The sequence below is a fragment of the Myxococcales bacterium genome (assembly GCA_016712525.1).
Classification (GTDB): Bacteria; Myxococcota_A; Polyangia; order Polyangiales; family Polyangiaceae; genus JAAFHV01.
The window spans coordinates 516521-542707 of record JADJQX010000007.1 but is presented as its reverse complement, the minus strand read 5'-3'; the positions used below and the strand labels follow the sequence as shown (position 1 = coordinate 542707).

General features: G+C 70.0%; 23 protein-coding genes and 1 pseudogene. 12 read left to right on the top strand and 12 right to left on the bottom strand.

Annotated features, from left to right (window positions below):
- The first annotated feature begins 55 nt into the window (after positions 1-55).
- The 3 genes from IPK71_19440 (at position 56) to IPK71_19430 (ending at position 3964) form a co-directional block, all read left to right on the top strand.
- Entirely contained in the window at positions 56-763 is a 708-nt protein-coding gene (locus tag IPK71_19440) for a hypothetical protein (protein ID MBK8215908.1), read from the top strand.
- A 395-nt stretch (positions 764-1158) separates the two neighbouring features.
- Positions 1159-2055: a M48 family metallopeptidase gene (locus tag IPK71_19435; protein MBK8215907.1), complete on the top strand. Its 897-nt coding sequence runs from the start codon at positions 1159-1161 to the stop codon at positions 2053-2055.
- Positions 2056-2155: 100 nt separating this feature from the next.
- On the top strand, positions 2156-3964 hold the full coding sequence (locus IPK71_19430; GenBank protein MBK8215906.1) for a dynamin family protein: 1809 nt from the start codon (positions 2156-2158) through the stop codon (positions 3962-3964).
- 67 nt (positions 3965-4031) lie between these two features.
- Here IPK71_19430 and IPK71_19425 read toward each other — a convergent pair whose 3' ends face one another.
- The 3 genes from IPK71_19425 to IPK71_19415 form a co-directional block, all read right to left on the bottom strand.
- Positions 4032-4901 carry an MBL fold metallo-hydrolase gene (locus IPK71_19425; GenBank protein MBK8215905.1) on the bottom strand — a complete coding sequence of 290 codons (870 nt, stop codon included), beginning with the start codon at positions 4899-4901 and terminating at the stop codon, positions 4032-4034.
- 112 nt (positions 4902-5013) lie between these two features.
- Positions 5014-5733 (bottom strand): hypothetical protein, encoded by a 720-nt coding sequence (locus IPK71_19420; protein MBK8215904.1) that lies wholly within the window; start codon positions 5731-5733, stop codon positions 5014-5016.
- On the bottom strand, positions 5730-6686 hold the full coding sequence (locus IPK71_19415; protein ID MBK8215903.1) for a homoserine kinase: 957 nt from the start codon (positions 6684-6686) through the stop codon (positions 5730-5732). The genes IPK71_19420 and IPK71_19415 overlap by 4 nt, the downstream gene beginning before the upstream one ends.
- A gap of 354 nt (positions 6687-7040) precedes the next feature.
- On the opposite strand from IPK71_19415, the pseudogene IPK71_19410 reads away from it, so the two are divergent.
- Positions 7041-7571: pseudogene (locus tag IPK71_19410) on the top strand (hypothetical protein).
- Positions 7572-7654: 83 nt separating this feature from the next.
- On the opposite strand, the gene IPK71_19405 reads toward IPK71_19410, so the two are convergent.
- Positions 7655-9199, bottom strand: a complete 1545-nt coding sequence (locus tag IPK71_19405; protein ID MBK8215902.1) for a response regulator — start codon at positions 9197-9199, stop codon at positions 7655-7657.
- Positions 9196-10650, bottom strand: coding sequence for an Asp-tRNA(Asn)/Glu-tRNA(Gln) amidotransferase subunit GatB (gatB, locus tag IPK71_19400; GenBank protein MBK8215901.1), 1455 nt, complete (start codon positions 10648-10650; stop codon positions 9196-9198). Before gatB ends, IPK71_19405 begins: the two co-directional genes overlap by 4 nt.
- Before the next feature lie 56 nt (positions 10651-10706).
- On the opposite strand from gatB, the gene IPK71_19395 reads away from it, so the two are divergent.
- The 3 genes from IPK71_19395 to IPK71_19385 all read left to right on the top strand — a co-directional run bounded on the left by IPK71_19395 (position 10707) and on the right by IPK71_19385 (position 14379).
- Complete coding sequence (locus IPK71_19395; GenBank protein MBK8215900.1) at positions 10707-11012, top strand: septum formation initiator family protein; 306 nt, start codon at positions 10707-10709, stop codon at positions 11010-11012.
- Positions 11013-11064: 52 nt separating this feature from the next.
- Positions 11065-12648, top strand: a complete 1584-nt coding sequence (locus IPK71_19390) for a hypothetical protein (GenBank protein MBK8215899.1) — start codon at positions 11065-11067, stop codon at positions 12646-12648.
- A 69-nt stretch (positions 12649-12717) separates the two neighbouring features.
- A complete protein-coding gene (locus IPK71_19385) occupies positions 12718-14379 on the top strand; it encodes a methylmalonyl-CoA mutase (GenBank protein MBK8215898.1) in 1662 nt (553 codons plus the stop codon).
- Between the two features lie 10 nt (positions 14380-14389).
- Here IPK71_19385 and IPK71_19380 read toward each other — a convergent pair whose 3' ends face one another.
- From IPK71_19380 to IPK71_19365, 4 genes are all read right to left on the bottom strand, one after another.
- Positions 14390-14635: a hypothetical protein gene (locus IPK71_19380; protein ID MBK8215897.1), complete on the bottom strand. Its 246-nt coding sequence runs from the start codon at positions 14633-14635 to the stop codon at positions 14390-14392.
- 61 nt (positions 14636-14696) lie between these two features.
- Positions 14697-15314, bottom strand: a complete 618-nt coding sequence (locus IPK71_19375) for a thiamine phosphate synthase (GenBank protein ID MBK8215896.1) — start codon at positions 15312-15314, stop codon at positions 14697-14699.
- Complete coding sequence (locus IPK71_19370; GenBank protein ID MBK8215895.1) at positions 15311-15571, bottom strand: hypothetical protein; 261 nt, start codon at positions 15569-15571, stop codon at positions 15311-15313. Before IPK71_19370 ends, IPK71_19375 begins: the two co-directional genes overlap by 4 nt.
- A 39-nt stretch (positions 15572-15610) precedes the next feature.
- On the bottom strand, positions 15611-16384 hold the full coding sequence (locus IPK71_19365) for a thiazole synthase (GenBank protein ID MBK8215894.1): 774 nt from the start codon (positions 16382-16384) through the stop codon (positions 15611-15613).
- 137 nt (positions 16385-16521) lie between these two features.
- Here IPK71_19365 and IPK71_19360 point away from each other — a divergent pair, with 137 nt between their 5' ends.
- From IPK71_19360 to IPK71_19345, 4 genes are read left to right on the top strand one after another with little or no spacing between them, the layout of a single operon-like run.
- Positions 16522-18156, top strand: a complete 1635-nt coding sequence (locus IPK71_19360; protein MBK8215893.1) for a hypothetical protein — start codon at positions 16522-16524, stop codon at positions 18154-18156.
- On the top strand, positions 18141-18611 hold the full coding sequence (locus IPK71_19355; protein ID MBK8215892.1) for a hypothetical protein: 471 nt from the start codon (positions 18141-18143) through the stop codon (positions 18609-18611). Before IPK71_19360 ends, IPK71_19355 begins: the two co-directional genes overlap by 16 nt.
- Complete coding sequence (locus IPK71_19350; protein MBK8215891.1) at positions 18608-21499, top strand: hypothetical protein; 2892 nt, start codon at positions 18608-18610, stop codon at positions 21497-21499. The genes IPK71_19355 and IPK71_19350 overlap by 4 nt, the downstream gene beginning before the upstream one ends.
- Positions 21496-22215, top strand: coding sequence for a hypothetical protein (locus tag IPK71_19345; GenBank protein MBK8215890.1), 720 nt, complete (start codon positions 21496-21498; stop codon positions 22213-22215). The genes IPK71_19350 and IPK71_19345 overlap by 4 nt, the downstream gene beginning before the upstream one ends.
- Here IPK71_19345 and IPK71_19340 read toward each other — a convergent pair.
- Both IPK71_19340 and IPK71_19335 read right to left on the bottom strand, forming a co-directional pair.
- Positions 22181-23047, bottom strand: coding sequence for a lysophospholipid acyltransferase family protein (locus tag IPK71_19340; protein MBK8215889.1), 867 nt, complete (start codon positions 23045-23047; stop codon positions 22181-22183). The two genes, IPK71_19345 and IPK71_19340, sit on opposite strands and share 35 nt — an antisense overlap.
- Positions 23044-23322: a hypothetical protein gene (locus IPK71_19335; GenBank protein MBK8215888.1), complete on the bottom strand. Its 279-nt coding sequence runs from the start codon at positions 23320-23322 to the stop codon at positions 23044-23046. The genes IPK71_19340 and IPK71_19335 overlap by 4 nt, the downstream gene beginning before the upstream one ends.
- A 104-nt stretch (positions 23323-23426) precedes the next feature.
- On the opposite strand from IPK71_19335, the gene IPK71_19330 reads away from it, so the two are divergent.
- Complete coding sequence (locus IPK71_19330; GenBank protein MBK8215887.1) at positions 23427-24227, top strand: ATP-binding cassette domain-containing protein; 801 nt, start codon at positions 23427-23429, stop codon at positions 24225-24227.
- A gap of 19 nt (positions 24228-24246) precedes the next feature.
- On the opposite strand, the gene IPK71_19325 is transcribed toward IPK71_19330, so the two are convergent.
- Positions 24247-26133, bottom strand: a complete 1887-nt coding sequence (locus tag IPK71_19325) for a polysaccharide deacetylase family protein (protein ID MBK8215886.1) — start codon at positions 26131-26133, stop codon at positions 24247-24249.
- Between the last annotated feature and the right edge of the window lie 54 nt (positions 26134-26187).

Here is a 26187-nt window from a genome sequence, read left to right as displayed (position 1 = left end):
GGCGCGCCGAGGCCGAGCTCTTCGCCCACCCCGAGGTCCCCAGTCGGCCTGGCTCTTGGCGGAGATCCTCCGCGCGCGGGCCGCTCGTTCGAAGACGATCGCGCCCGAGAGCCCGGCGGCCGCCGCGGCAGCCCTCGCCGAGGCCAAACGCCTCGATGGAGGGCGAATGGCTGGCCTCGCCGAGCCACCGGACCCCGAGGGAGACGACCCGACCCCGCTCGTCGACGTCACGGTCGAAGGCGAGGAGGCCGGGGCTCTCCGGATCGACGGGACGCCCTCCGCCCAGGGAAACGCCGGGCTCCATGTACGAGCGGGCCGCCACCACGCCGCGGTCTTCGTCGCCGGGAAGCTCGCGTACGCGACCTGGTTCGTGGCGGCGCCCGGGAGCCACCTGACCGTCCCGCAGATACGTGTACCTTGCAGTCGTTCGGATCTCGCGGCCGTGAGGCTCGAGGGCTCCCGGCTCTCCGCCGAGCGCGTCCGCTGCGACGACTGGGTCGCGGCGAGGCGAGGCGCAAGCTCGCTCTTCGTCGCGCGCTGCCACCGCGACGGCTGCGGCCCCCTCGCCGAGTGGAGAGTGCTCGCGCCCACGGCGCCGCTGGTCCCGCGGTACGAGGACCGCCGCGTCCCCGCCTGGGCCACGTGGGGGGCGATCGGCGCCGTGACGTTGGTCGTCGCCACGGTCGTGCTCGTCGGCTCGGGGGCGCTCGAGAGCCCACCCGAGTCGACGCGGTTTTCCTACGGGGGAGTCGTCGCGAGGTAAAAAAAAGTCGACCCCTCGGGAAGGTTCGCGCGCCGCCGTGTGTCGTTCGAGCGAGCCCACGGAAGGTCCTCCTCCCAAAAGGTGGGCTCGCCCCCAACGCCCCGCGTCGCCGAACGAAAGGAGCCTCAAGGCACGCCACTTCGACCATCCGATTCTCCTCCCTCGGGGTGCCGCGCGAAAACGTGGGCACCCCGCTCCTATTTCGGGGCGCCGCGCGGAAGGCGAAGGGCCGGCACGTAAACATGCGCCGCGCGGCCGTTTCGCCGGTTGCGGAGCCCATCGCCCGTCGCTACCGTTTACGGGGACGAAATCGACCGCGCCCTTCGTACGTACGAGGGAGACCCCGACGACGCGCGTTCCCCCAAGCCCCGAAGCCGCCCGAGAAGGATTCACCCATGGCGCATGCCCCCGAGCTCGACTTCCACTCGTTCGTCAACCGTATGAAAGGAGAGCGCGTAGGCGGAGGCCCCGAGAGCACCGGGCACGACTACAGCTACATCCTCGACCGTCAGACGCGCGCCGCGTTCGAGAAGGCGCGCCCCGTCGAGCTCGCGGTCGCCGCCAGCGTGCGCATGTCGAAGCAGCTCATCCGAAGCCAGCTCCTCGGCAACTCGGTCAAGGTCAGCGATCGGCAATTTCCACGCATCCACCGCATCACCCAGCAGTGCGCCGACACGCTGCACATCCCCGCCCCCACCGTGTACCTCGTGCCGAGCCCGGTGCTGAACGCCGCCACCTACGGCACGAACGAAGACTCGTTCATCATGATCCACTCGGCGCTCGCGTCGAGCTACACGGACGAGGAGCTCCTCACCGTGATCGGCCACGAGTGCGGGCACATCCACAACTCGCACGTCGTCTATCTCACCGCCCTCCACTTCTTGACGCGCATGGCAGGCGCGTTCGTCGCGTGGATCGTGGAGCCCGCGACCATGGCCCTCCGCGCTTGGTCGCGCCGGGCCGAGATCACCTGCGACCGCGCGGGCATGCTCTGCGTGAAGGACGAGAACGTCGCCACGCGAGCCCTCGCCAAGCTCATCGTCGGCTCGAACGACCTCTTCAAAGAGTTCAACATGGACGCCTTCCTCGAGCAGTACGAGGAGGCGAAGGACGGCGCGGGGAAGTTCCTCGAGGCGTTCGCCACGCACCCCTACCTCACGAAGCGGGTGCTCGCCATGCGCACGTTCGCCCAAAGCGAGCTCTACAAAAAAGCCGCGAGCTTGGGCGAAGGCGGCCTGTCCATGCAAGAGGTCGACGAGCGGGTGCTCGCCCTCCTGAAGGGCGACGCCTGAGCCCGAGCCCGAGCTCCCGCAGACGACCACCGAAGACGGGGCGAAGGACGACGCTCGCCCCCGATATGCCAAACCCACCGAGAAGGAACCGCACCGCATGATGCTCGAGGCATTTTTCGAACGAAAAGCCGAAGTCAAGAAGGCCCTCGCCGCGCTCTCGAACGTGGCAGAGCGACTCGGCGCCAAGAGCCTCCACGAGCGCATCGAGCGAGATCTCGTGAAGAAGCTCGACGAGGACCGGTTTCATCTCGTCGTGGTGGGAGAGTTCAACCACGGAAAATCGAGCTTCGTGAACGCGCTGCTCGGCGAGACGGCGCTCGCGGTCGGCGTAACCCCGACGACCGCGGCGATCCATCACTTGAAGTACGCCGAGACGCCCAGCGCCGAGGTCGTCTACGCGTCGGGCAAACGAGAGCCCATCGCCTTCGGGGACGTGCGTAAATTCGCCGTCGGCGGGGGCAGCTCGACCGACGACGTCCACTACGTCGAGCTCGGCTACCCCGCGCCGATCCTCCGCGAGCGCATCTTGCTCGTGGACACCCCCGGAGTGAACGATCTCTCCCTCCAGCGCAGCGACATCACCTACAGCTACATTCCGCGCGCCGACGCCGTCCTCTTCCTGCTCGATGCCGGGCAAATCCTGAAGGAGAGCGAGCGCATCTTCCTTCAGGACAAGCTCCTCAAGGCCTCGCGCGACAAGATCGTCTTCGTCATCACGAAGTGGGACATCCTCTCGGCGGACGAGCAGAAAGAGGCGCTCGAGTACGCGCGTACCCAGCTCGCGAAGCTCGTGAAGGACCCGGTCGTCTTCCCGATCAGCGCGGAGACGTCGCTCGCGGGCAAGCCCGGCGAATCGGGGATGCCCGAGCTGCTCGCGCACCTCACCGCGTTCCTCGCCGAAGAGCGCGGGCGGATCTTGCTCGACAACGCGCTCGGCGAGGGCGTGGGCGTGGGTGCCCTCCTCGGCAAAGGCGTCGACGCGAAGCGCCGCGCCGCGACCATGAAGACCGAGGAGATCCAGCGGCGGATCGCGATGCTCGAGCAAGACCTCGCCGGCAAGGCAGGGAACATCGAGCAGCGTCGCATCAAGATCCGCGAAGAGGTCTCGGGCATCAAGGTCGGCGCTCGGAAGGACCTCGACCGCTTCGTCGAAGAGACGATCCGCCAGCTCCCGAACGTCATCGACGCCGCGAAGCAGGAGGACCTCAAGCAGTACTTGCCCGCGTTCCTCGAGGACACGTTCCGCAAGTGGGCCGAGGCCGAGGCCAAGGAGATCGGGCAGAAGCTCGAGGACCTCGCCGAGCGCACCATCGCGCTCGTCCGCGAGGACGCGACCGAGACCACGCGAAAGGTCGCCGAGACGCTCGGAGGCGACGTGAAGCGGCTCGACGTGCAGGTCGACACATTCCGCTACGATGCCGGAATCGCTGCACTTTTTGCCGTCGGCCTCGGGGTCATGTTCGTGAACGTGCTCGTCGGTGGGCTCCTCACGCTCGCGGCCCCGGTGCTCGCGCTCGTGCTCCGCGATCGCATCGACGCCGAGTACAAGCAGCGCGCGAAGGAGCTCGCTCCCGACGTGGTCCGCCAGGCCGCCGAGAAGGCCGCGCCGAAGCTCGACGAGATGATCGACGACTTCGCCAACCGCCTCGACGCGTGGGTCGTGAACGCCGGAGAGGAGCTCCACCGCGAGGTCCTCGAGGTGCTCACGTCGGCGCGGACCCAGCGCGAGGCGGGCGAGAAGGACGAGTCGCAGGTGCTGGCCGAGGTCGAGGCCCAGCAGAAGCTCTTGGACGAGGCGGTCGCCAACGTCGAGACCCTGCGCAAGGGCCTCTGGCAAACCGAGAAGGTGCGTGTCGCCGAGGTCTCTCCGAAGGCCGAGGCACAGGACGCCCCGGCACCTCCCGCCTGAGGCTACCGCGCGCGCCTGTCGCGACGAGGGCCGCACCCACCCGGGTCGCGGCCCTCGCGCGTTTCACTCACTCGTCGTCGGCTTTGGGCTTCGGCACCGGGACGACGACCCGCTGCTCGCCGATGCCGAGCGCGATCACGCTCGCATCCGGGACGGACTTCACCTTCGCTTCGGCCAGGAAGCGGCGGAGAGCTTCTCCGCGTTCGTCGGTCGAGCTCACGAACGTGTCGCGGTGGATGGGCACGACCGCCTTCGCGCCCAGGTCGAGGAAGACCTGCACCGACTCTTCCGGACCCACGTGCGTGCGCCGCATGAACTCGCGTGGCTCCGCCGGACCCGTGGGCAAGAGCGCGAGGTCGATGCCCGGGAACCGCCTGCCGGTCTCGACGAAGGCGCGCTCGTCGTAGGCCGTGTCCCCACCGAAGTACACCTTGAGGCCGTGGTACTCGACGACGTAGCCCGTGAAGGCGTCCTTCATCCAGGCATCGTCGATGCCGTACCGAAACCCGACGTGGCGCACGGGCACCGCCGTGATCCGGAGGCCGTCCTTCTCCCAGCGCTCCCAGGTGCCGAGCTCGAACGCGTCGAACGCGAAGTCCGTGAGGTAGGTGAGCCCGCCACGTGGGAGCGCCAGATGGCGAACCTTGGGAGCCAGCATCTCGAGCGAGCCGAGCGAGAGGTGGTCGGCGTGCACGTGCGAGACGAGCACGGCGTCGATCGGGGGCACGTCGGCGACGTCGATCCCGGGCTCGACCAGCCGGCGCGAGAGACCGGCGATCGTCGCCGTGAAGACCGGATCGGTGAGCACGACCTTGTCGTCGATCTGGAGGAGGCAGGTGGCGTGCCCCACCCAGAGCACGGAGAGCCTCGCGTCTTTCCGCAGTGGTTTCGATATCTTGTGAGGCACCTTGTCGGGCGTCCGCGTGATCGTCGACATGTTGCGGGCGGCGATCGACCCGATGGCGCAGCCCGACGCGACGAGGGCGACGGACGCCGCGAGCAGACCGCACGCGGCTCGCGACACGAAGGTCTTCGTGAGGACGGCCATGTCAGAAGTACCGGAGGTCGAGGGTGAGCATGGTGGCGACCGGCGAGTGCGCCGGGGTCGGTGAGACCGTGGCGACGAGGCCGAAGAGGCCGAAGAGCACGTGGACGCCGGCCTCGTAGCGGACACCGGGCGTGCCGTCGAACCAGGTATGCGCGACGCCGAGCGACGCGCTCAGGTACTCGCCACGCTGGAGGAGCGGGAGCGTGGCACGCGCGCCCACGGAGAAGAGCCCCTTTCCCCCCGCGAACGAGACCCACTCGGGCGTGAGCAGGAGCTCGACCGATCCGGAGTGCCGCACCACGGGCTCGACCACGAGCGTGCGCACGGGCGAGAGGCGACGATGAATGCCGAACGAGTAGAGGAACGGCGTGATGTGCCAGCGGAGGCCGAAATGCGCGCCGCCCTCGGCGGGAGCCTCGGGGGGAGGAGGAACTGCGCCCTGTCCACCGACGACGAGCGACGGGCTCGGGATGGCCTGCGCCACGAGCCAAACGAGGCTCGGGGCGACCATGTTCTCGCGCGCCAGGTACGGGTCGTTCCGCTCGGGCATGAGGCCCGGCGCGGGATCGGCCGGGGGGAGCTCGGGACCTTTGGGCGGAGCCTGGGCCGGCTTCTTCTCTTGGCTCTCGTCGTCGTCGAGGTCGTCGGCGTGGGCGACCGCCGGGAGGAACGAGAGCACGAGGACGACGGCCGCGAGCACGCTCGCCTTGACGCCGCTCATGCCCGGAGCCTCTCGGCGAGCCCCGAGGGGCCGACCGCCTCGAGCGCCGTCAGACGGGCGAGAAAGCGCCGGTAGTGTTTGCCGACCCGGATCGTGTCGTCGGCGATACGCGTCGTCGCGAAGCGCAGGCACCCGAACCGAGCCTCGGCGAAAAAGGCATTCCATTCGCGTCGTTCCAAAGGTCGGACGACCTCGTACCCCGCGACGAGCGCGCGCGCCAGATCCCAGTCGAACGACGCGCCGTAACACCACGACAAGAAGACCACGGCGAGGTCGTAGACGAACGTCCCCTCGCACGCGGACTCGAAGTCGAGCAGCGCGGCGAGCTCGTCGCCTCGAAAGAGGACGTTGTCGCGGAAGAGATCGCCGTGGACGAGCCCGCCCGGGAGCGACGGATCTCGCGCCGCCGGACCGTCGTCGCGAGACAGCTCCCTCGCAAGGAACGGGGCCGTCTCCCGCACCGAGCACGAAGGGTGCACGCCGAAGGTCGAAACCAAGCGGAGGAGGTCCTCGCGCTCGAACCTCCCCCTCGGCGCCGGCACTCCGTCGACGGCAAGGTGGAGGCGCGCGAGCGCCGTGCCGACGGCGCGGAGCTTCGTGGGGGTGACCCCCGCCTGGCAGGTCGTCTCGCCTTCGAGGAACGGAAACGCGACGAGGGCCTTTCCATGCACGAGCGTGACATAGGCGCCGTCGGCGCGAACGAGCGGACCGGGCGTCGGGACGTCGCGGGCCGCGAGCCGCCCGAGGAGCGCGGCCTCCCGTGCGGCACCGGACGGGTCCTGTTGCTCGTAGAGGCGGAGAAATACCCGCGCTCCGGAGGCGAGCCGGGCCACGTAGCTCGTGTTGACCGTGCCAGCGTGCACGGGCTCGAGCGTCACGCTCCGGGCGTCGTGCCCGATGGCGGACAAGCACGGAGCGACGTCCTCCGGGGTGAGGGGCGTACGGATGGCCACGCGAGACTATCTTTCCCGAGGGGCCACCGATGCAACCGTTCTTTACGCGGCTCCGCAAAGGGTGCTATCGACGACCCGTCGGCGCGGCCGGCCCCGGGGGAATCCGGCAAGGCCTGCGCTCACACTTCGCGAACGTAGAGTCATCCCGGTCGGACCGCCGAGACCCCCGTGTGGGGCGGCGGACCCGGTCCACAAGGGTGGCCGAGACCGAGACCAGGGTGGCCCTGCCACCCGAAGAAGTGAGTGAGCTTCCCCATGGCGACGACGAAGAAGTCGGCAAAGGCAAAACCAGACGCGAAACCCGAAAAAGGCGCCAAAGGCGCCAAGGGTTCCAAAGCCGAGAAGGACACGCCGAAGCGCAAGCTGGGCCTCCGCGGCGCGGCTCCGTGGGCCGCGCGGCACGCCGCCAAACACGCGGCCGAGGCGCGAGCACGGGCGGCCGAGCCCCCCCTCCCCGGGAGCGCCCGCGCCACGATCCGCACCCCGCAGGGCGCCGAGGACATCAAGCAGCGCATCGCCGACCTCCACAACGCGCTCGTCTCGGTGAAGGGCTTCCGCAAAAACCTCAACAAGGGGTTTTACGACATCGGCCTGGTCCTCAAGGAGATCCAAGCCAAGAAGCTCTACGAGGCGAAGGGCTTCGGCTCGTTCGAGGCCTTCCTCGAGCGTGAGATCGACCTCGGCAAGACGACCTCGCTCCGCCTCATCCGCGTGGTCCACACGTTCCACCGCGAGGCCGCCCTCGAGCTCGGGATGGACCGGCTCTTCATGGCCCTCATGGCGATCGAGGCCGGCGACACGACCCCCGAGGCGCGCCCTTCGGGGAAGATCCCTCCGCCTCCCCTCTCGTCCTCGGTGCTCCCGCTGAAGCCGCCAGGCCGCTGAATCTCGCGCACACGACGCCCCGGCTTCGAAAGAGGTCGGGGCGCGTCGCTTTTGTAGGCAGATGTGCGCTTCGTCCGGAGCGCTCAGGCCGTCGCGCGAGGCACGCTCACGACGACCGTGGTGCCACGGCCGGGCTCGCTGTCGATGCGCACGTCGCCGCGGTGCTGGTCGACGATCTTCCTCACGATGCTGAGCCCGAGCCCCGTCCCTGCCTCCTTCGTGGTGAAGAAGGGATCGAAGACGCTCGCGAGCACGTCCTTGTCGATGCCTGCCCCCGTGTCGGAGACCGACATCTCGACCATGTCGGCGCTCGCGCGGACCTTCGCCGTCAGGATACCCCCGCCTTTCATGGCGTCGATGGCGTTGACGACCAGGTTGATGAGGACCTGCTTCAGCTTGCCCGCGTCGCCGATGGCGAGGCACCCGTCCTCCGGGAGCTCTCGGACGAACGAGACCCCTCGCGCGAGGGCCGTGTCGCGCTCGAGGTCGAGCACGTCGTGCATGAGCCTCGGCACGTGCACGGGCTCGCGCGCCAACCCACGCGGTCGCGCGAGCTCGAGGAACTCGGTGAGGAGGCGGTTCAGGCGACCGATCTCGTCCCCGACGATCCCCGCGCGTGTGCGGAGCGCCGACCGCGCGCCCTCGTCGGCCGAGATTTTGTCGACGTCCCGCGCGAGCAGGTGAAGCTGGAGGATCGCGGCGTTGAGGGGGTTCCGGATCTCGTGGGCGAGGTTCAGCGCGAGCGAGCTCATCGCCGAGAGCGCCTCGGCGTCGGCCGCGCGTTTCTCGAGCGCGCGCTTCTCGGTGACGTCGATGCCCACCGCGTACACGACGCCTTGTACTCCGTCGGCGCGCGAGAGGTGCCACCGCACACGCAGGCCCTTGGCGCCGACGAGCCCGGTCTCGACCTCGACCCCTCGGCGCTCTCCACCCTTGGCACGGACGCGCGCGAGCGCCTGGCGAAACCGCTCCCGTGAGTCCTCCGAGACGAACTCGTCGAGCATCGGCCGACCGAGCGCGTCCTCCGTGGCGACAGCTGTGAGCGTCGCCACACGACGGTTCCACAGGGACACGAGGTCCGTAGCGTCGAGGGCGACGAAGAGCACGCTCGTGAGCTCGACGAGATCGCGGTAGCGGCGCTCGAGCTCCTCGCGCTCGCGCTTCAGCGCGACCTTGGCGAAGGCCTGCTCGACCGTGGCGATGAGCTCCTCGGGGCGGAACGACTTCAGGACGAAGGCGAACGCGCCGCTCCGGAGCGCCCCCATCGCCGCGTCGAGCGTCGCGAAGCCCGTGACCAGGAGGACCTCCGAGAAGGGGGCCTTCTCGCGGAGCGGCTCGATGAGATCGACCCCGCTCGAATCGGGCAGCTTCACGTCGACGATGGCCACGTCGAAGCCCGCTTCCTCCGCGAGCGCGAGGCCGTGCGCCCCGCTCTCCGCGGCGCGCACGAGGAACCGAGGCTCGCCGGCGTCGTCGCGCACGCTCGCGATGACGTCCTCGAGGGCGCCGCGGAGCTCGGCGTTGTCGTCCACGATGAGCACGCGCCCGCGCGCTCGTGAGGCGCGCGCCTCGGGAAGGATCGGGAAGGTCCCGGGCGGGGCGACGCTCTCTCCTTCCCGGGCCATCACGCGCCCTCCTTCGAGAGCAGCTCCGTCAAGATGGCGTTCGCGAGGGCGGGGTTCGCCTTCCCGGACGAGGCCTTCATGACCTGCCCGACGAAGTATCCGAACAGGGTCTTCTTGCCCTTTCGGTACTCGTCGCGCTGCTTCGGGCTGTCGGCGAGCACCTTCTCGCAGAGGGCTCGCAGGGCGCCCTCGTCGCTCAGCTGGCGCATACCGATCTCCTCGGCGAGCCTCTCCACGTCGACGTCCCCGCCTCGCTCTCTCACGGCGCGGTAGAGGTCCTTTGCTTGTTTGCCGCTGATGGTGCCGGCCTTGACCAGCGCGAGCACCCCCGCGACGGCCCGCGCCGTCACCGGCAGGTCCACCTCCAGGCCATGCGTTCGCACGTCGGCCATGACCTCCGCTTGCACGAAGTTGGCGAGCGCGACAGCGTCAGCGCCGAGCGCGAGTGCAGCCTCGAAATACGATGCAATTCCGGGATGTTGCGTGAGCACGTCCGCGGCGTACGGCGAGAGCCCCAACGCCTCGACGTAGCGGCGACGTTTGGCCGTGGGCCCCTCGGGGAGGTCGCGGCGCACGGCTTCGACGAGCGCGGGATCGACGCGCAGCGGGAGGAGGTCCGGCTCGGTGAAGTAGCGGTAGTCCTGGGCCGTCTCTTTCGAGCGCATGGCGAACGTCGCCTCCTTGGCCTCGTCCCACCCGCGGGTCTCCGAGCGCACGCGGCCTCCGGCGGACACGATCGCGATCTGACGCGCGGCCTCGACCTCGATCGCCTTCTCGACGAAACGAAACGAGTTGATGTTCTTGAGCTCGACCCGCACGCCGAGCTCGGGATCCCCGCGCCTGCGCACGGAGACGTTCGCGTCGCAGCGGAAGCTCCCCTCCTCGAGGTTCCCGTCGTTCACTCCGGCGAACACGAGCGCGTCGCGCAACGTCCTGAGGTACGCGGCCGCCTCTCTGCCGCTCGCGAGGTCGGGCCTGCCGACGATCTCGACGAGCGGGGTGCCGGCGCGGTTCAGATCGACGAGGCTATGCTCCCCTTCGTGCACGCTCTTCCCGGCGTCCTCCTCCATGTGGATGCGCTCGAGCCGGGCCCGTTTCGTGGTGCCATCGGCGAGCGGGACGTCGACGTACCCTCCGCGGCCGATGGGCGCCTCGAACTGGGTGATTTGGTAGCCCTTGGGGAGGTCCGGGTAGAAGTAGTTCTTCCGGGAGAAGACCGAGACCTCGGCGACCTCGGAGCCGAGGGCGAGACACGCGGCGATGGCTTTTCGCACGGCGCCCCCATTCAGCCGCGGGAGCGTGCCCGGGTGGCCGGCGCACACGGGGCAGACGTGGGTGTTGGGCGCACGACCGAAGCTCGTCTCGCAACCGCAGAAGAGCTTGGTGCGCGTGAGGAGCTGCGCGTGCACCTCGAGCCCCACCACGGTTTCGAAGTCTCTCTCGACCGGGTTCATGGCTGTCCCATACCAGAAAGTTGGCCCCGAGCCGCCGGGGCTGACAGTGTCGGGTCATGTCCGAGACGTCCGTCGAGCGAGCCTTCGAGCGACTTCTGCCCGTCGCGATCCTCGGGGTGGCCTTCGTCTCGGTGCCGCTCCTCGTGCTCAAGCCCGAGGGCCTCCCCCGGATGCGCCAGCTCGAGCGGGAGCTCGCCCAGGTCGACGCCGAGAACCAAGAGCTCCGGCGTGACGTCGCCAAGCTCCGGGTCGACGTGACCGAGCTGCGCGACAACCCGGCCGCGGTCGAGCGCATCGCCCGGTCGAAGCTCGGCCTCCTCCGGAAGAGCGAGGTCGTCTTCCAGTTCGGGAAGCGCCCGTAGTCTCTACGAAATCGGCGCAGCGGCGGCCGCTTTGGTGTAACGTCGTCGGGTCGTGGCGGTCGAGTTCGCCAAAGGTTTGATCGTGGCCGAGGTCGTGAGCGCAGACGCGCTCGAGCGAGCCCTCTACGTCGCCGTGTCGAACGACTCCCCCGTCGAGCACGCGCTCCTCGACACGGGCGCCCTCACGAACGATCGCCTCGACGAGGAGCTCGCCCGCGGAGATGCCCCCGTCCTCCACGACGTGGTCGCCGATCCCGACCTCCTCGATCGCCTCCCGGCGGGCCTCTGCTCACGCCTCCTCGCCGTCCCGCTTCGGCTGGACGTCCGCTCGAACACGGTCGACGTGGCGGTCGTCAACGTGTTCGACACGCACGCGGCCGAGGAGATCGCGTTCCACCTCCAGGCCAACGTGGTCGCGGTCCGCGCGTCCCTCGAGGACGTCGAGCGGGCGCTGCGTGACCGCCCGAGCTACGCGGCCCTCTCCGGTCGCTCGGTCGGCTCTGCCGGGGCACGGCCGCACGGGGCCCCGGCGCTCCGTCACCCGGAGACACCTCCTCCCGTCCCGAAGCTCATCTCGAAGCGCACACCACCGTGGGGCACCGAGGTCGGTGTTCCCCACGATCGAGGGTCCGACATTCCGATCCCCCTCACCCGCCGCAAGAGCATGATCCCCGAGGCCGCGCCCGCCGGCGAGAACGACCTGGCCGCGCTCACGTACGCTCGCCTCGGCGGTGGCCTCTCGCTGCCGGACGCGGCGCTCGTCCGCTCGAAAAGCTCGTCGCCGGCGCCCGAGCTCGTGCCGAACGACCAGGGGCTCACCATCGAGTCCCTCCCGGTCGCGGCGGTCGAGGTCACGCGGTCCGTCGACGCGCCCCAAGCGCCTTCGACGAGCCGCGATGGATCGGCGTTCGGCGCCACCCCGAACGACGGGGCGACGGCACCCGAGGCCGTCCTACCTACACCTCCCGACACGGAGCGCGGGCTTCCCTCCGTTCCGTCGATAAGCCTCCGAGACGGTCCTCGTACCGAGAGCGTCGTTCCGCGCCCTCCGCCCGTCTCCGTCCGTGCGCCGAGCCAGAGGCCTTCGGGAGCGCCGCCCATCTCGGTGCGCGCGCCGAGCGTACGTCCCCAGGGCGAGCCGAAGCCTCGGACCACGCAGAGCTTCCCCGCGCCCGACACGAGCCAAGCGGTCGCCGCGCTCCGTACGGCGCACGACCGGGACACGATCCTCGGGATCACGCAGGCGGGCGCGCGTGGCGTGGCGCGTCGGGTGGCGATCTTCGTCGCGAAGCGAGGCGACTACGTCGGCTGGTCGTGCACCCCGGAGCTCGGCGACGAGGGCGAGCTCCGCGCGGTCACCGTGCCCGCCGAGGCGCCGACGGTGCTCGCGTGGGCCTCCGCCGAGGGCAGCTACCTCGGGCCGCTCGACCCGAGCGCGCACGGCGCGATCCTCTCGGTCATGGGCACGGCCACGCGAGACGTCGCCGCGGTCCCCATTCGAGTGAGCGGCAAGACCGCCGCGGTGGTCGTCGCCGACGAGCTCGGGGACACGATGATCGGCACGAAGCGGCTCGAGGAGATCGCACGCGCGGCCGGCGAGGCGCTCCTCCGCGTGGTTCGCGCCGCAAAAAAGTAGCCATTCGGAGCCAGCCGGGTCGGACCTCGTGCCCCCGCACGCGCCGCGCCGGTGCTAAGCTCGCGGCCGATGAGCTCTCGGTACCGCAGTGAACGCGAAGCCTGGAAAAACAACGTCCTCGCCAAGGTCGAAGCCAAGGAGGCGCCGCGCAAGCGTGTGCCGAACCTGGCCGGACAGGCCGACGTCGAGCCCCTCTACGGGTCGGACGATCTCCCCGAGAACGTCGAGGAGCGCACGGGGTTTCCTGGCAAGCCTCCGTTCACGCGCGGCGTGCAACCGAACATGTACCGCGGGCGCCTGTGGACGATGCGCCAGTACGCCGGCTTCGGCACCGCGGCCGAATCGAACGCGCGTTACCAGTACCTCCTCAAACAAGGTCAGACGGGGCTGTCCGTCGCGTTCGACCTTCCGACCCAAATGGGCCGCGACTCGGACGACGCACGGAGCTTGGGCGAGGTCGGGCGCGTGGGCGTCGCGATCGACTCGATCCACGACATGCGCACGCTCTTCGCCGGGATCCCCCTCGGCGACGTGTCGACGTCGATGACCATCAACGCGACGGCGTCGATCCTCCTCGCCCTCTACATCGCGGTGGCCGAGGAGAACGGCGTCTCGCGAGACAAGCTCCGCGGGACGATCCAGAACGACATCCTCAAGGAGTACATGGCGCGGGGTACGTACATTTTCCCACCTCGCCCGTCGATCCGCCTCATCACCGACATCTTCGCGTTCTCCGGCAAAGAGGTGCCGAAGTGGAACACGATCTCGATCAGCGGGTACCACATCCGCGAGGCCGGCTGCGACGCCGCGCAGGAGATCGCCTTCACCCTGGCCGACGGGCTCGCCTACGTGAAAGCGGCGGTCGACGCGGGGCTCGACGTCGACGGGTTCGGAGCGCAGCTCTCGTTCTTCTTCAACGTGCACAATAACCTGCTCGAAGAGGTGGCGAAGTTCCGGGCCGCGCGGCGCATGTGGAGCGATCTCATGCACGAGCGCTTCGGGGCGAAGTCCGACCGCGCGCGCGCGCTCCGTTTCCACTGCCAAACGGCGGGCATGACGCTCACCGCCCAGCAGCCGCTGAACAACGTCGCGCGCGTCACGATCCAGGCGCTCGCCGCGGTGCTCGGCGGGTGCCAGTCGCTCCACACGAACAGCTACGACGAAGCCCTCGGCCTGCCCACGAGCGAGTCGGCCACGATCGCCCTCCGCACGCAGCAGATCGTGGCGCACGAGTCGGGCATCGCCGACTTCGTCGACGCCCTCGGCGGGAGCTACGCCATCGAGGCGCTCACGGAGCGGCTTGAGCGCGAGGCCAAGAAGTACCTCTCTCGCATCGACGAGCTCGGCGGCATGGTGTCGGCGATCGAGCAGGGCTACCCGCAGCGCGAGATCCAGAACACGGCGTACGCCTACCAGCTCGAGATCGAGGACAAACGCCGCCTCATCGTCGGGCAGAACGCGTTCGTCCAGGAAGCGGCGCCGGTGCCCGTCATGAAGATCGATCCGCGGATCGAGGCCGAGCAGGTCGAGCGGCTAAGGGCCATGCGGAGCGCGCGCGACGCCTCGAAGCACGCGGAGGCGCTGCGAAAGGTCGAGGCCGCCGCCAAAGACGACACGACGAACCTCATGCCGCCGATCCTCGATGCGGTGAAGGCCGAGGCGACCGTGGGCGAGATCTCCGACGTTTTGCGCGGCGTCTTCGGGGAGCACGTCGAGACGCTCGTGCTCTGACGTCGACCGCTCAGGCCCCTTGGAGGCGGTGGATGGCGCGCGCGACGTCGTCCACCGTCACGAGCTCGGTCAGGATCTCGTTCGGGATCGTGACACGGAACCTGTCCTCGGCGTCGGCCACGAGCTCCATCACGGCGAGGCTGTCGAGCCCGAGATCTCCCTGGATCGAATGTTTCGCGAGGACGTTCCTGGACGCCGGGACGTGACGGCGGAGGAGCAACACGGTCGCCTCGAGGGTCTCTTCGTACGTGGCCATGACGCCGGTTTAGATCGAGCGTCCACGATTCGCGACACTCTTTTTCGGCCGCGCGTCCCGGTCATTCTCGGCCTGGCCAGCCGAGCCCGGCGAGGTCGGCGAAGAGCGTGGGCGCGGCGGCCTCTGCGAAGGGCGCCCGCATGACCGCCACGGCATCGGCGCCCGCGGTGTAGCAGTCCCCCGCCGTGGAGGCGTCGATGCCCCCGAGGGCGACGACACGCATCCCACGCGCCAACGTTTTTGCCCTCGTGATGGCGGCGAACCCTCGCGCCGCCCCCTTCCCCGGCACCGCGAGGATCGGGCTCACGAGCACCGCGTCGAAGCCGGCCTCCGCGGCATCGACGACGTCGATGTCGTGATGCGCCGGGCACGAGATCCATGCATCTCGCATCCTTTCGCGTAGCCCCTCTCTCGGCATCCCACCGGGTACGTGGAGGTGCGCTGCGAGCTGCTCGGCGAGGGCGACGTCGCCGTTCACGAAGAGCTCGAAGGCGTGACGCTCGCGGAGGCTGGCCAGGCGATGCGCGACCCGCGCGAGCTCGGCGGGAGAGCCCTTGGCGCGCGCCTGTACGGCGAGCCGCGGACCGAGCGCCGCCGCGGCCTGGCCGACGACACGCGCGAGGGCCTCGTCGGTGACTCCTTCGGGCGTGACGAGCAGCACCCGGAAGGCGTGGCTCACGCGCCCCCGTCGCCCTTGCCCGCGAGGATCTCGCGCGCCGCCGCCGCGTGCCGATTCGACGGGTAGCGTTCGACGAGGAACGAGAGCGTGGCGTGCGCCGCGGCGGGATCGTTCTTCTTCTGAAAATCTTGGGCGAGGTCCCAGAGGGCGTCGCCCGCCGAGTCTTCGGTGCGAAGCGCGGGATCGGGCTGCCGGGAGCACTGGATCGGGGCCGTCCCGAGGGACGCGACGAGGGCGGTGACGAGGGCGATGCGCATCGGATGGGTCTCTCTCTCTGCTTCGCGTGGCCGACGGCGCTACTCGATGAGCCCGGCCTCGGGGCTCGAGGCGTTTGCGTACCGCGACTTCTTCATGCGGCCCGCTCGAAACGCCTTCCGCCCGGCGGAGACGGCCTCGCGCATCGCGCTCGCCATGAGCACGGGCTCCTTCGCGTGGGCGATGGCCGTGTTCATGAGCACGCCGTCGCACCCGAGCTCCATCGCGACGGCGGCGTCGCTCGCGGTCCCCACCCCCGCGTCGACCAAGACGGGCACCTTCGCGCGCTCGAGGATGATCGACAGGTTGTGAGGGTTCTTGATGCCGAGGCCGCTGCCGATCGGCGCCGCGAGCGGCATGACGGCCGCGCACCCGAGGTCCTCGAGCTTGCGGCAGACGATCGGGTCGTCCATGCAGTAGGGGAGCACCACGAAGCCCTCGTCGACGAGGATCTTCGCGGCCTTCAGCGTCTCTTCGTTGTCGGGGTAGAGCGTGTCCTTGTCGCCTATCACCTCGAGCTTCACCATCTCCGCGATGCCGAGCTCCCGGGCGAGCCGGAGGGTGCGCACGGCCTCGTCGGCGGTGTAACAGCCGGCCGTGTTCGGCAGGAGGAGCCAAGGCTTTCGCGAGAGGAGGGCCATGAGCGAGCCTTGGCCCTTGTCGGCGAGGTCGACCCGGCGAAGCGCGACGGTGACGATCTCGGCGCCCGAGGCGTCGATGGCGGCCTCGGTCTCGGCGACGTCCTTGTACTTGCCGGTGCCTACGATGAGCCGGCTCTGGAACGCGCGGCCCGCGATGACCAAGGGATCGTTCATGGGAACCGATTACCGGGGCCACGCGTGGGGAGCAAGAGGGACGTGGGAGGAGTCAAGATTCTTGCATTGCGCACGGATTTTACCGCCGCTTCGTTGACATTCGGTGTCGCGCGCCGCCATCGTTCGCCCGAAGGCCCATGCCGCTCCCCCGCCCCGCCACCCCCGCTCCGCAGGTCGCCGTGTCCCGGCGGGGCTGCATGGCGATCGGCGCCGGCCTCGTCGCGGCCTTCGTCGCCACACAGAGCCCCGCGCGAGGAGACGAGGGGCGCCTCCGCCCGGAGCTCGCCGATCCACCGCGCGATCAGCTCTCGGCAGATCTGACTGTAATTCCAGGTGGTTACGGAGCTCTTTTCGTCCCTGCGCTCGAGGCCGAGCCCGACGCCGACGCGTCGGTCATCGTGGAGCTCGACGGGGAGACCCTCGCCGTGGGTCGGCTCGGCGCGCGGCTCCCTCTCCCTCCCGGCCACTACCGCGCGCTCGTCGGCACGGGCCCGAGAGACGCCCGCTCCGCGTCCGAGATCGACATCGTCGAAGGCGAGACGGTGTCCCTCTCCCCGAGCTACGGGGTCCTCCGCGTGAGCGTGGTCGACGGGAACGGAAAACCCGAGGACGAGACCTACGTCGTCGGCGCCATCGACAGCGGCCGCACGTTCGGGCCGTATCACCCGTCGTTTCGACCGGGCCAACGGGCCTCGACCGCGCTCTACCTCGCCCCGGGCCGCTACGTGCTCGCGCTCGGCAGCGATCCGAAGGCCAAGGAGAGCTCGGTCGCCGTGCTCGTGTCCCCGGGGGACGTCCTCCACTACCGCGTCGTCGTCGAAGAGGGCCGCATCGTCCGGACCGAGTTCGGCGAGGGCGACATGGTGAAGGAGCCCAGCATCTTCAAGGTGCGCTGGACGCTCGCCGCCGATGGCACCCTCGGCAGCCGCCTGAACCAGCTCGCGTCCTACAACGGAGACGCGCTCACGCTCGGGGCCTATACGCGCCTCGACCTCGGCATCGACACCGGCCGACACCTCGCCGAGGTGAGCCTGCTCGCCGACCTCGCCGCGGTCGGGATCTTGTCGTCGAACGGGTCGTCGGAGCTCCCCATCCAGAAGGTGACCGACGACGTCCGCGCCGAGGTCCTCTACAACTACAGGCTCGGTGGTGTCGCGGGACCCTACGCGCACGCCATGGGGACGACCTCGCTCTTTCCGACGCGCTACTACGCACCGACGGACATGCAGGTGACCACGCGCGACGAGGCGCAGGCGATCGTGCGCGAAGAGACGTTCAAAAAGGGGAGCGACTACCGGCTCTTCCCGGAGCTCGGCCCCCTCGTGCTCCAAGAGGGCGCCGGCATCGGCTCGAAGGTCGATGTCCAACAGTTCCGATTCGCCGTCCGGGGTGGGCTCGCCGCGCGTCAGGCGTTCTTCTTCGACGGGCGGACCGTGACCTCGATCGAGGGCTCTCGGCTCGCGCTGCTCGAGCTCGACGACGTGAGGACGTTCGGCGTCGAGGCCACGGCGATGGCGGGCGTCACCGTGCGAAACCTGCTCGACATCGACTCGCGGCTCGACGGATTCCTCGGGGAAAACCAGTTCGGAACGCTCTTCAAGGGCGAAGGGAAATACCGCCCCGTCTACCGGTGGGACACGACGGCGGCCCTCAAGCTGAGCCGACACGTCGCCCTCGTGTACACGCTCGGTCTGCGGCGCGACACGCAGGCCATCGAGCGGGATCAGATCGCCCACTCTCTCCGGCTCAGGGTTCAATGGTCCGTCTTCTGAGCCTACGCGCCGCATGGACGTGCTTCGCGCTCGCCGCGCTGCTCTCTGCGGGCTGCGCCGAGGCTCGCTCCCCCGAGCCTCGCGCCGCCGATGCGCGCTTCGATCCCACCGAGCGGATCGTGCGCCTCAAGGTCGCCTTGACGGAGCTCCGCGACGATCCCGACGCGTCGGGATCGTCCATCGAGGTGTCCCGAGCCGAGACGTGGGTCGCGCGCGCCGAGGCGCTCACGCGGACGCACACGGACCCCGAGCTCCGTGATCTCTTGCTCGAGACCGCGGAGGGCCAAGTGACGATGGTCCGCTCCGCCATCGCCCTGCGAAAGAGCACACGCGCGCTCGGTACGAGAGCGCCCGGACCCAAACGAGCCCCCGAGACCGCGCGCCCGACCCCGGAGACCTCCGCGCTCCCGACCCCCGCTGCGGGCGACCCCGCACCGCCCCCGAGCTCCCCATGAAACGAAGCCTCGCCCTGCGCCTCTCCTCGTTCGGCCTCGTCGCCTCCCTAGGTCACCTCGCGTGCACGCCGCCCCAGGTCCCCCAGGCAGTAGGCGAAGCGGACGCGATGCTCGAGCGTCACGAGACCCGCACCTTGGCTTCGGCCCGACCGAAGCTCGTCGCGGAGGCGCGGGACCTCTCTCGCCGCGCACGCGAAGCCGCCGAACGCGGCGACACGGAGCGGGCCATCCTGCTGGCACGCCAGGCCGTTCAAAAGCTCGAAACTGCGAAGAATTTCGCCGAACGTGACCAAGCCGAGCGCATGCTCGTGGCGCTCGAAAAGGGCGGCGCGTCGAGGGCCCCGCGCACCGACGAGAGCCGCGACGGAGCGGCCGGCGCGAGCGTTCGAGACGCGCTGCTCCGCGCCGAAGCGGCACGCGACGAAGCCGTGCGCGGCGGCGCGAGGCCATCGCTGCTCGCCGAGGGGGACGAGCTCCTTCGTGCCGCGCGGCGCGCCGAGACGAGCGACAGCCCCGAAAAGGCTCGCGGGCTCGCGAACGAGGCGCGCTCCCACTTCGACTCGCTGAGAGGTCGGGGCGTCGACCGAGAGGCACGCGACGGCTCCCCCTCGCTCCAGAGGCTCGCCGAGCGCTCGCTCGTCGCCCTCGCGCTCCGACGGGGCGAGCTCCTCGGCCAGATGCGCGATCAGTCGTGCGCCGCGCCTTTTCGCGAGTTCGAGGCGGTGCTCGAGCTCGGACAACGTCGCTACGACGTCGGCGACTACGAGCGGGCGTACGAGTTCGCCCTCCGCGCCGACGAGCGGCTCCGCGCATGCGATCCGCGCACGGGCCCTCAGACGCCCGCGGCGCAGACGAAGAGCTCGGCCGACGAGGACGCGCTCCGAAAGAAGGCCACGGCGGCGCTCCAGAAAGCGCAGATCGAGCTCTCGCGGGTGCAGGCGCAGAACCGAGAGGACCCGGCGGCGATGCAGGGGCAAGCGCTGCTCCAGAGCGGGGACACGTGGTTCGCTCGCCGTGCATACGCCGAAGCGGCCGACATGGCGAGCCGCGCCTACGCGATCCTCTCCCGCGTCAAGGCGGCGCCCGAGGCGCCCCGCAACGCGGCCAAGGACGAGGCGGACGAGGCCCTCGCCGAGGCGCGGACCGCGCGCGACCAAGCGACGGACGCCGCCGCGAGAACGAAGGGGCTCGAGCTGCTCTCGCAGGCCGAGCGCGCCTACGCGGCGAAGAGCCTCGGCGACGCCAAAACCACCGCGCGCAAGGCGACGGCCGCCTTCCGCGCGGGCCCCGGAGATCCGTGCGACGCCGCGCGTGCGCGCCTCGCGGAGGCTCGCGAGGCCGAACGAACCGCGGAGTCCGACCCGAGGCGGAAGGGCGAGACGAGGACGAGCGACACGGAGCTCGCCCTCGCCGAGAAGAAGCTCGCCGAGCGCGCGTGCGCCGAGGCCCTCGCCATCGTGAACCGAGCCGCTCCGCGGGCGCGCTCCTCCGACGCTCGCGGCGGGCGCGCATGGGACGCGGCGCTCGTGGCGATCAAAGAAGCCGAACGCGCGCGCGACGAGGCCCGGTCCCGAGGCGCCTCAGACATCGCCGTCGAACGCGGGGACATCGGGTTGAAGACGGCGAGCCTCGCGTACGCCCGAGAGGACTTCGCCGACGCGGCGAGGGCCGCGCGCGAGGCTCGCGATCTCTACGCCGAGAGCGGGCAGTCCCTCGTGCCGCCCATGCTCGCCGCCCAGAGCCGCGCCGACGAGCACCTCGCGTCTCGCGCTCGCGCCCTCGCCGCGGTCGACGCGACCGCTCCCGGGCACAAGGCCGCGTACGAAGCGATCTTCCGCGCGCTCGCGGCCCGCGAGGACGCCGCGCGCGAGAGCCCGCTCGACCGCGAGGCTCTCGCCAAAGCCGACACGATGATTAGCTCGGCTCGCAAACACTGGGAACGACAGGCATTTTCGGAGGCTGCTCGCGAGGCGAAGGCCGCGAGCGCGTGGCTCGCACGGCTCGCCTCCCCGGCCCCGGAGACGCTCTCGGTCGAGGAGGCTCCGTTCGCGAAGGACCGCGCGCAGGCAGCCCTCGCCATGGCCACCGAGATCGCCGCGGCGTGCGAGCGTGGGCGCTGCGACGACCGCGACCTCCCTCGCGCGCTCGAGGGCAAGACACTCCTCGTCGCCGCACGACGCGCCGCCGCGACCCAGAGGCCCGGTGCGGCGCGCGACCTCGCGATCGCCGCGGCCGAGAGGTACTCGAGCGCGATCGACAAACCCCGCCGCGGGCACGAGGGAGCGCAAGCTCGCACCGACGCGGAGAAGGCGGCGATCGCGGAGACCGACACCGCCCTCCGGGACGCCGAGGCGGCGAAGCGGACCTGCGAGACACGCGGCTGTGGCCCCGAGGCTCGCGCGGCGCGAGAGGCCTTCCTGTCGGCGAGGCTCGCGCGGGCCGACGGGCTCACCGACGAATCCCGGAGGCTCGCGCGGGAGGCCGAGCACGCCTTCCGCGCAGCAACGCTCCCGGCCTTCGAGATCCCCCTCCAATCCCGAGAGGTGAGCCGGAACGGTGAGGCCCTCGTCATGACCCCTCCCCTCGCCTTCAAGCCGGGCCAGCGCGACGTCGCGACCGAAGGCTCGATGGCCGCTCTCGCGCGCACGATCGTCGACAACACACGGGCGCTCCGTCGCGTGCGCATCGCCGTGACGGTCGAGGCGAAGGGCGCCGAGGCCGCCGCGAGGAAGCTCGCCGAAGCGCGCGCCGAAGCCCTCGCGACGGCCCTCGTGTTCCGAGGCGTGCCGAGGGATCTGCTCGCGGTCGAGGTAGGAGGCAAGGAGAGCGACGTCGCCGCACCCGCGCGCGTCGACGTGGTGATCGAGCTCCGGGAGGGCGTCAAGTGAAGCGCCCTCTCGTCCTCGCGTCCGTGAGCGCCACGATCCTCCTCGCGGCGGGCTCGGCCAACGCCCAGTCCGATCCGTTCGCCGACTACGAGGAGCTACGCACGGGCACGCCGAAGGCCGCGCAGGCCCCGGTCGAGCCCGACGTGACCCTCCCCTACCAACGGGGAGTCTGGATGCTCGGGCTAAGGAGCGCGTTCAGCTACACGGGGGCCCTCGCCGAGTCGGTCACCGGTCCGAGCGAGAGCCTCACGACCTTCTTCTTCCGCTTCACGCCGACCCTGCAGCTCCACGTGATCGACAAGCTCGCCCTCGGCGTGAGCTTCGGCATCTTGGGCAAGTCGAGCGGGCGCGAAGAGGAGCGCGGGCGGTCCGAGATCGACTGGCTCAGCGAGGTGACCGCCCACTACACGTTCCCCGTCACATCACGCTTCGCCGTCACCCCCGGGGTCGGCGCGGGCTTCTATTTCGGCGGCGCCGATCGACGTCTGCAGCTCGTCGAGGCGGGCCCGCTCGCCGACGAGTCGACGAGCACACGCGGCTTCGCGGCAGCCCTCTACCTCGACGTCGCCTACCAGGTGACGAAGAGCTTCCAGCTCCGCTCCGGGCTCGGGTTCTTCGCGAGTGCCGGGTCCGAGTCGGTCGCGAGCCGCGACACGAGCCTCGGGACCACGGCGTTCAACATCACGCTACCTGTCGAGATTCACTACACATTTTAGGTATGGGCCGCGGCTCCTCGGGCGCCCCGCGCCAGCGCCTGTGGAGCCAGAGCCACGACTCGGGGAAGGCGCGCACGTGGGCCTCGAGCGCGGAGGTCGCCTCGGCCGCGAGCCGCTCGACGCCCCCTTCGCGACGAGCGCGCCCGCGCGCCGAGAGCACACGAAGCACGTGTACGTTCGCGCCCTCTTGCGCCGCGACGAGCACCGTCGCCCCGGCACGTCTCGCGATGACGAACGGCGCCCTGTCGACGCGCGCCGGCGCGCCCAAGAAGGGCACCGTGATCGAACGGGCCCCTTCGTGGGGCACCTGATCGATCGGTAGGACCACCACGCCGCCTCGAGAGAGCGCCCCAAGACACGCTCGAACCGCGCCTTCGGGCGCGATCACCGAGACGCCGTGGCGGCGGCGCAGGTCCATGATGAAGCGGTCGGCCGAAGAGACCCCCTGCCGCTTGGCGACCACCGAGACCCTCACGTGCCGCGCGAGCGCGAACGCCGCACACTCCCAGTTGCCGGTGTGAGACGCGGCGATGATCACGGGACCTTCGGCGAGCGCCACGTCGAGCGCGGCTTCGGCCTCAGGGGTGAGCTTCGACATGGCAGCGCCGAGCTCGGCCCCTCCCGCGAGCGCGAGGAGTTCCACCGCGCGGCCCGCGAGCGCGCGGTAGAACGAGGCAGCGTCTCCTACGCCCGCCCGCTCCATCGCCTCGCGCACGTGCGCCCGGCGGATGCGGAGCACCCGGTAGACAAGGAACGCGACGAGCCACGCCAGCACACCTCGCCCCCGTGGCCCGAGGCACGCCACCGACGCGGCGAGGAGCCGGAAGATCACACCCCGAAGCCAGCGGGGCGGCGACCGTCGGGCCCCGCACCGTCGCGCGCCACGGCGAACACGTTGGCCACGTGGAACACGACGCTCGACTTCGGCGAGCGGGCCACGACGAGCGCCCCCTCGATGCGCACGTGCTCGACGCGCGAGACGGCGAGCGCCGCGCCCTCGTAGGCCACGTGGAACGTGAGGCTCTTGCCGTCCGCGAGGGCGTACTCGCCATCCTTCGCGTGGACATCGAGGGCCTTGAAGATGTGCTCGAGCTCGGCGGACGTCATGGCGCGCAGGCTAGCAAGCTCTCGGCCCGAACGCCCCTCTTTTCCCGCCCGGACGCGGGCTCGTGCTTGCCGAATCGGGCCTCGTTCCTTAGGCTCGGAGCGCCATGCATCCCCCCGCGGGCCCCCCCCCGAAGGACGTCATCGTCTCGCTCCGCGGAGTCCGCAAGAGCTTCCGTGACCAAGAGGTCCTGAAGGGCATCGACCTCGAGTGCCGCAAGAACGAGACCACCGTCATCATCGGCGGCTCCGGCGCCGGCAAGACGACCCTCCTCCGCCTCATCGTGGCCCTCGAGTCGCCGACGAGCGGCGAGATCTGGATCGACGGCACGAACATCGTCGGGCTCGACGAGCGCGCGACGAACCGCGTGCGCCAGAAGTTCGGCATGGTCTACCAGTACGCGGCCCTCCTCGACTCGTTCACCGTGCTCGAGAACGTCGCCTTCCCCCTCGTCGAGCACACGAAGCTCTCGAAGGCCGAGATCAAGGATCGGGTCGTCGACAAGCTCACGCTCCTCGGCCTCGACCCGTCGGTCATCCACAAGTTCCCGAGCGAGCTGTCGGGCGGCATGCGAAAGCGCGTCGGTCTCGCCCGCGCCCTCATGCTCGAGCCCCCCATCCTCGTGTACGACGAGCCCACGAGCGGGCTCGACCCGCTGACGAGCCGCCTCGTCGACGACCTCATCGAGCAGATGCGCGAGACCTTCGGCGTGACGAGCCTCGTCATCTCTCACGACATCGCGTCGTGTTTTCGCATCGCCCACCAAGCCGTGCTGCTCATTCGCGGCAAGATCGTCGCGAGGGGCACCCCCGACGATCTCGTCGCCGGGGACAACGCCGAAGCACGCGAGTTCATTCACAATTCCGGCGTCGACCTCGCCACCATCAAGCGCGTCGCGGCGCGTTGACCCCCGGCGGGCGTGCCCCTCAAAGGACGGCCGAGGCCGCCTCTTCGAGCGTGACGAACGTGTAGCCGCGACCCCGAAGGAGCGCGATGGCGGCCCCGAGGGAGTCGAGCTTTCGAGAGAGCGGAACACGGACGTCGACCTGGTAGGGCACGAGCGCCTCGAGGCCGTCGTGGCGATCGAGCACGTCGATCCCGTGGAGCTCCAGGTTCACGAGGGGCTCGCCCGCGCACTGAGCGGCGAGGAGCCGCGCCCCGGTCGGCCCGGCGAGGGTGAGGCTCGTGCCGATCACCGGAAAGCGAAGGCCGGGCGTGACCTGGATCGGGAGCTCGACGATGCCACGCCCTCGCGTCGAGTAGGGTCGACCGACGCGGTACGGGCGCGTGGGAGCGCGGAGCACCTGCGGATGGTCGACGATGCTTCGGCTCTCTCGCCCTCGTACGCGGATGAGCCCGAGCGCGGACGCCTTCGCGAGCCAGTAGAGCGGGCACGGGAACACCGACGAGTCGTAGGCGACCTCGAGCTCGTCGAGCACGTCGAAGACCGTGTCGGTGATGGTGTACCCCGGGGCACGGAACCCTCGCGGTCGCCGCCCGGTCGCGCGCTCGATCGCGTCGGCGCCGCCGCGGACCTCCTCGAGGATCTGGGCACGCGACCGGGTCGTCAGGCGGTAGTCGTGCGTGAGCGTGTGGTTGCCGATCTCGACCCCGCCCGCCGCGGCCGCGCGGAGGGCCTCGGCCGACTCGGGGCGCTCTAGATCGGCGCCCACCGCGAAGAACGTGAGAGGCACCCCGTGGGCACGCGCGAAATCGACGAGCCGCGGCACGGCCAGGTCGTAGACCGCGCTCTTCACGGCCCCTTCCGCGGCGAGCCCATGGATGCCGAAGTAGTTCGGGATTTCGTCGAGGTCGACGTTGACGGAGGCGAGCTTCACGAGCCCGAGTCTTAGCAGAAAGGGCGAAGGGCCCACGGACTCTTGCCGCGGGCCCTTCGTTGTCGGAGCAGCGGGGACTACTGCTTCTTGAGGATCGCCTGGCCGATGAGCCCCGTAGAGCGCACGGTGATGCTCTTCGCTCCCGTACCCGCCGTCCCGTAGCCTTGGCCGTTCTTGAGATCGGGGAAGTCGGTCGTCACGACATCCTTCGCTTCGTCCGCCGAGAGGGTCACGAGGTCGGCGGCGAACGACGCCGGCACGGCCAACGAAGCGGTGTCGTCGGAGACGACCGAGAGGACGCTGTCCTTCACGGGGGTGGCCGACACGATCGCGTCGCCGCTGCCCGTGGACTCGACGGTCACGCTGCCCGTGACACCGGCCACGTTCACGCCGCCGTTGCCCGACTTCACCACGAGGTTGATGGGCTTCGTGGCGTCTCCTGCGGGCACCGTCACGACGAGCGACTTGCAGCCCGTGCTCGCCTTTTTGATCGTGCCGTAGTCCTTCGTCGCATGGCCACACCGCACGACGAGCTTGCCTCCGACCTCGCTCACCGAGAACGACTCGAGGACCTCCTTGTTCGCGAGGCCGGCGTTCTCCGTGTCTCCCGCCTCGCCCTGCGACGACACGACCGCCGCCGCCGTGACCTTGGTCGCCCCGGCCGCGCCCGTCACCGTGAAGGTGACCCCGAGCGCCGGGTTGGGGCCATCGTTCAAGACCTCGATCACCTGACCGGTGTAAGCGGCCTCCTTCTGGGGGCGCTGGTCCGACACAAACTCGGTCGGGGGCTTGATCGTGATGGACCCGTCGGGGTTCGTCGTGATGTTGCAGGCCATGACGGAAGCCGAAGCGACGAGACCGGCGAGGGCGACGAAGGCAGTACGCATGAGCATCTCCTAGAAGGATGACAAGGCTTTCGAGGGGCGGGGTCCGCTCCACCTCGACGCACTTGGACCGATCGGCCCAGGCTTCCATTCAACACGACGTCCAGGAAGCCGGCAACGCCCCGCGCGGGGCGCACTTTCCAAA

What these genes read in the sequence shown, in the direction of transcription:
- IPK71_19435 (MBK8215907.1), top strand. Translation starts at nt 1,159, where the DNA reads ATGGCGCATGCCCCCGAGCTCGACTTCCACTCGTTCGTCAACCGTATG.
- IPK71_19430 (MBK8215906.1), top strand. Translation starts at nt 2,156, where the DNA reads ATGCTCGAGGCATTTTTCGAACGAAAAGCCGAAGTCAAGAAGGCCCTC.
- IPK71_19425 (MBK8215905.1), bottom strand. Translation starts at nt 4,901, where the DNA reads ATGTCGACGATCACGCGGACGCCCGACAAGGTGCCTCACAAGATATCG.
- IPK71_19420 (MBK8215904.1), bottom strand. Translation starts at nt 5,733, where the DNA reads ATGAGCGGCGTCAAGGCGAGCGTGCTCGCGGCCGTCGTCCTCGTGCTC.
- gatB (MBK8215901.1), bottom strand. Translation starts at nt 10,650, where the DNA reads ATGAACCCGGTCGAGAGAGACTTCGAAACCGTGGTGGGGCTCGAGGTG.
- IPK71_19395 (MBK8215900.1), top strand. Translation starts at nt 10,707, where the DNA reads ATGTCCGAGACGTCCGTCGAGCGAGCCTTCGAGCGACTTCTGCCCGTC.
- IPK71_19385 (MBK8215898.1), top strand. Translation starts at nt 12,718, where the DNA reads ATGAGCTCTCGGTACCGCAGTGAACGCGAAGCCTGGAAAAACAACGTC.
- IPK71_19380 (MBK8215897.1), bottom strand. Translation starts at nt 14,635, where the DNA reads ATGGCCACGTACGAAGAGACCCTCGAGGCGACCGTGTTGCTCCTCCGC.
- IPK71_19370 (MBK8215895.1), bottom strand. Translation starts at nt 15,571, where the DNA reads ATGCGCATCGCCCTCGTCACCGCCCTCGTCGCGTCCCTCGGGACGGCC.
- IPK71_19365 (MBK8215894.1), bottom strand. Translation starts at nt 16,384, where the DNA reads ATGAACGATCCCTTGGTCATCGCGGGCCGCGCGTTCCAGAGCCGGCTC.
- IPK71_19360 (MBK8215893.1), top strand. Translation starts at nt 16,522, where the DNA reads ATGCCGCTCCCCCGCCCCGCCACCCCCGCTCCGCAGGTCGCCGTGTCC.
- IPK71_19355 (MBK8215892.1), top strand. Translation starts at nt 18,141, where the DNA reads ATGGTCCGTCTTCTGAGCCTACGCGCCGCATGGACGTGCTTCGCGCTC.
- IPK71_19350 (MBK8215891.1), top strand. Translation starts at nt 18,608, where the DNA reads ATGAAACGAAGCCTCGCCCTGCGCCTCTCCTCGTTCGGCCTCGTCGCC.
- IPK71_19335 (MBK8215888.1), bottom strand. Translation starts at nt 23,322, where the DNA reads ATGACGTCCGCCGAGCTCGAGCACATCTTCAAGGCCCTCGATGTCCAC.
- IPK71_19330 (MBK8215887.1), top strand. Translation starts at nt 23,427, where the DNA reads ATGCATCCCCCCGCGGGCCCCCCCCCGAAGGACGTCATCGTCTCGCTC.
- IPK71_19325 (MBK8215886.1), bottom strand. Translation starts at nt 26,133, where the DNA reads ATGGAAGCCTGGGCCGATCGGTCCAAGTGCGTCGAGGTGGAGCGGACC.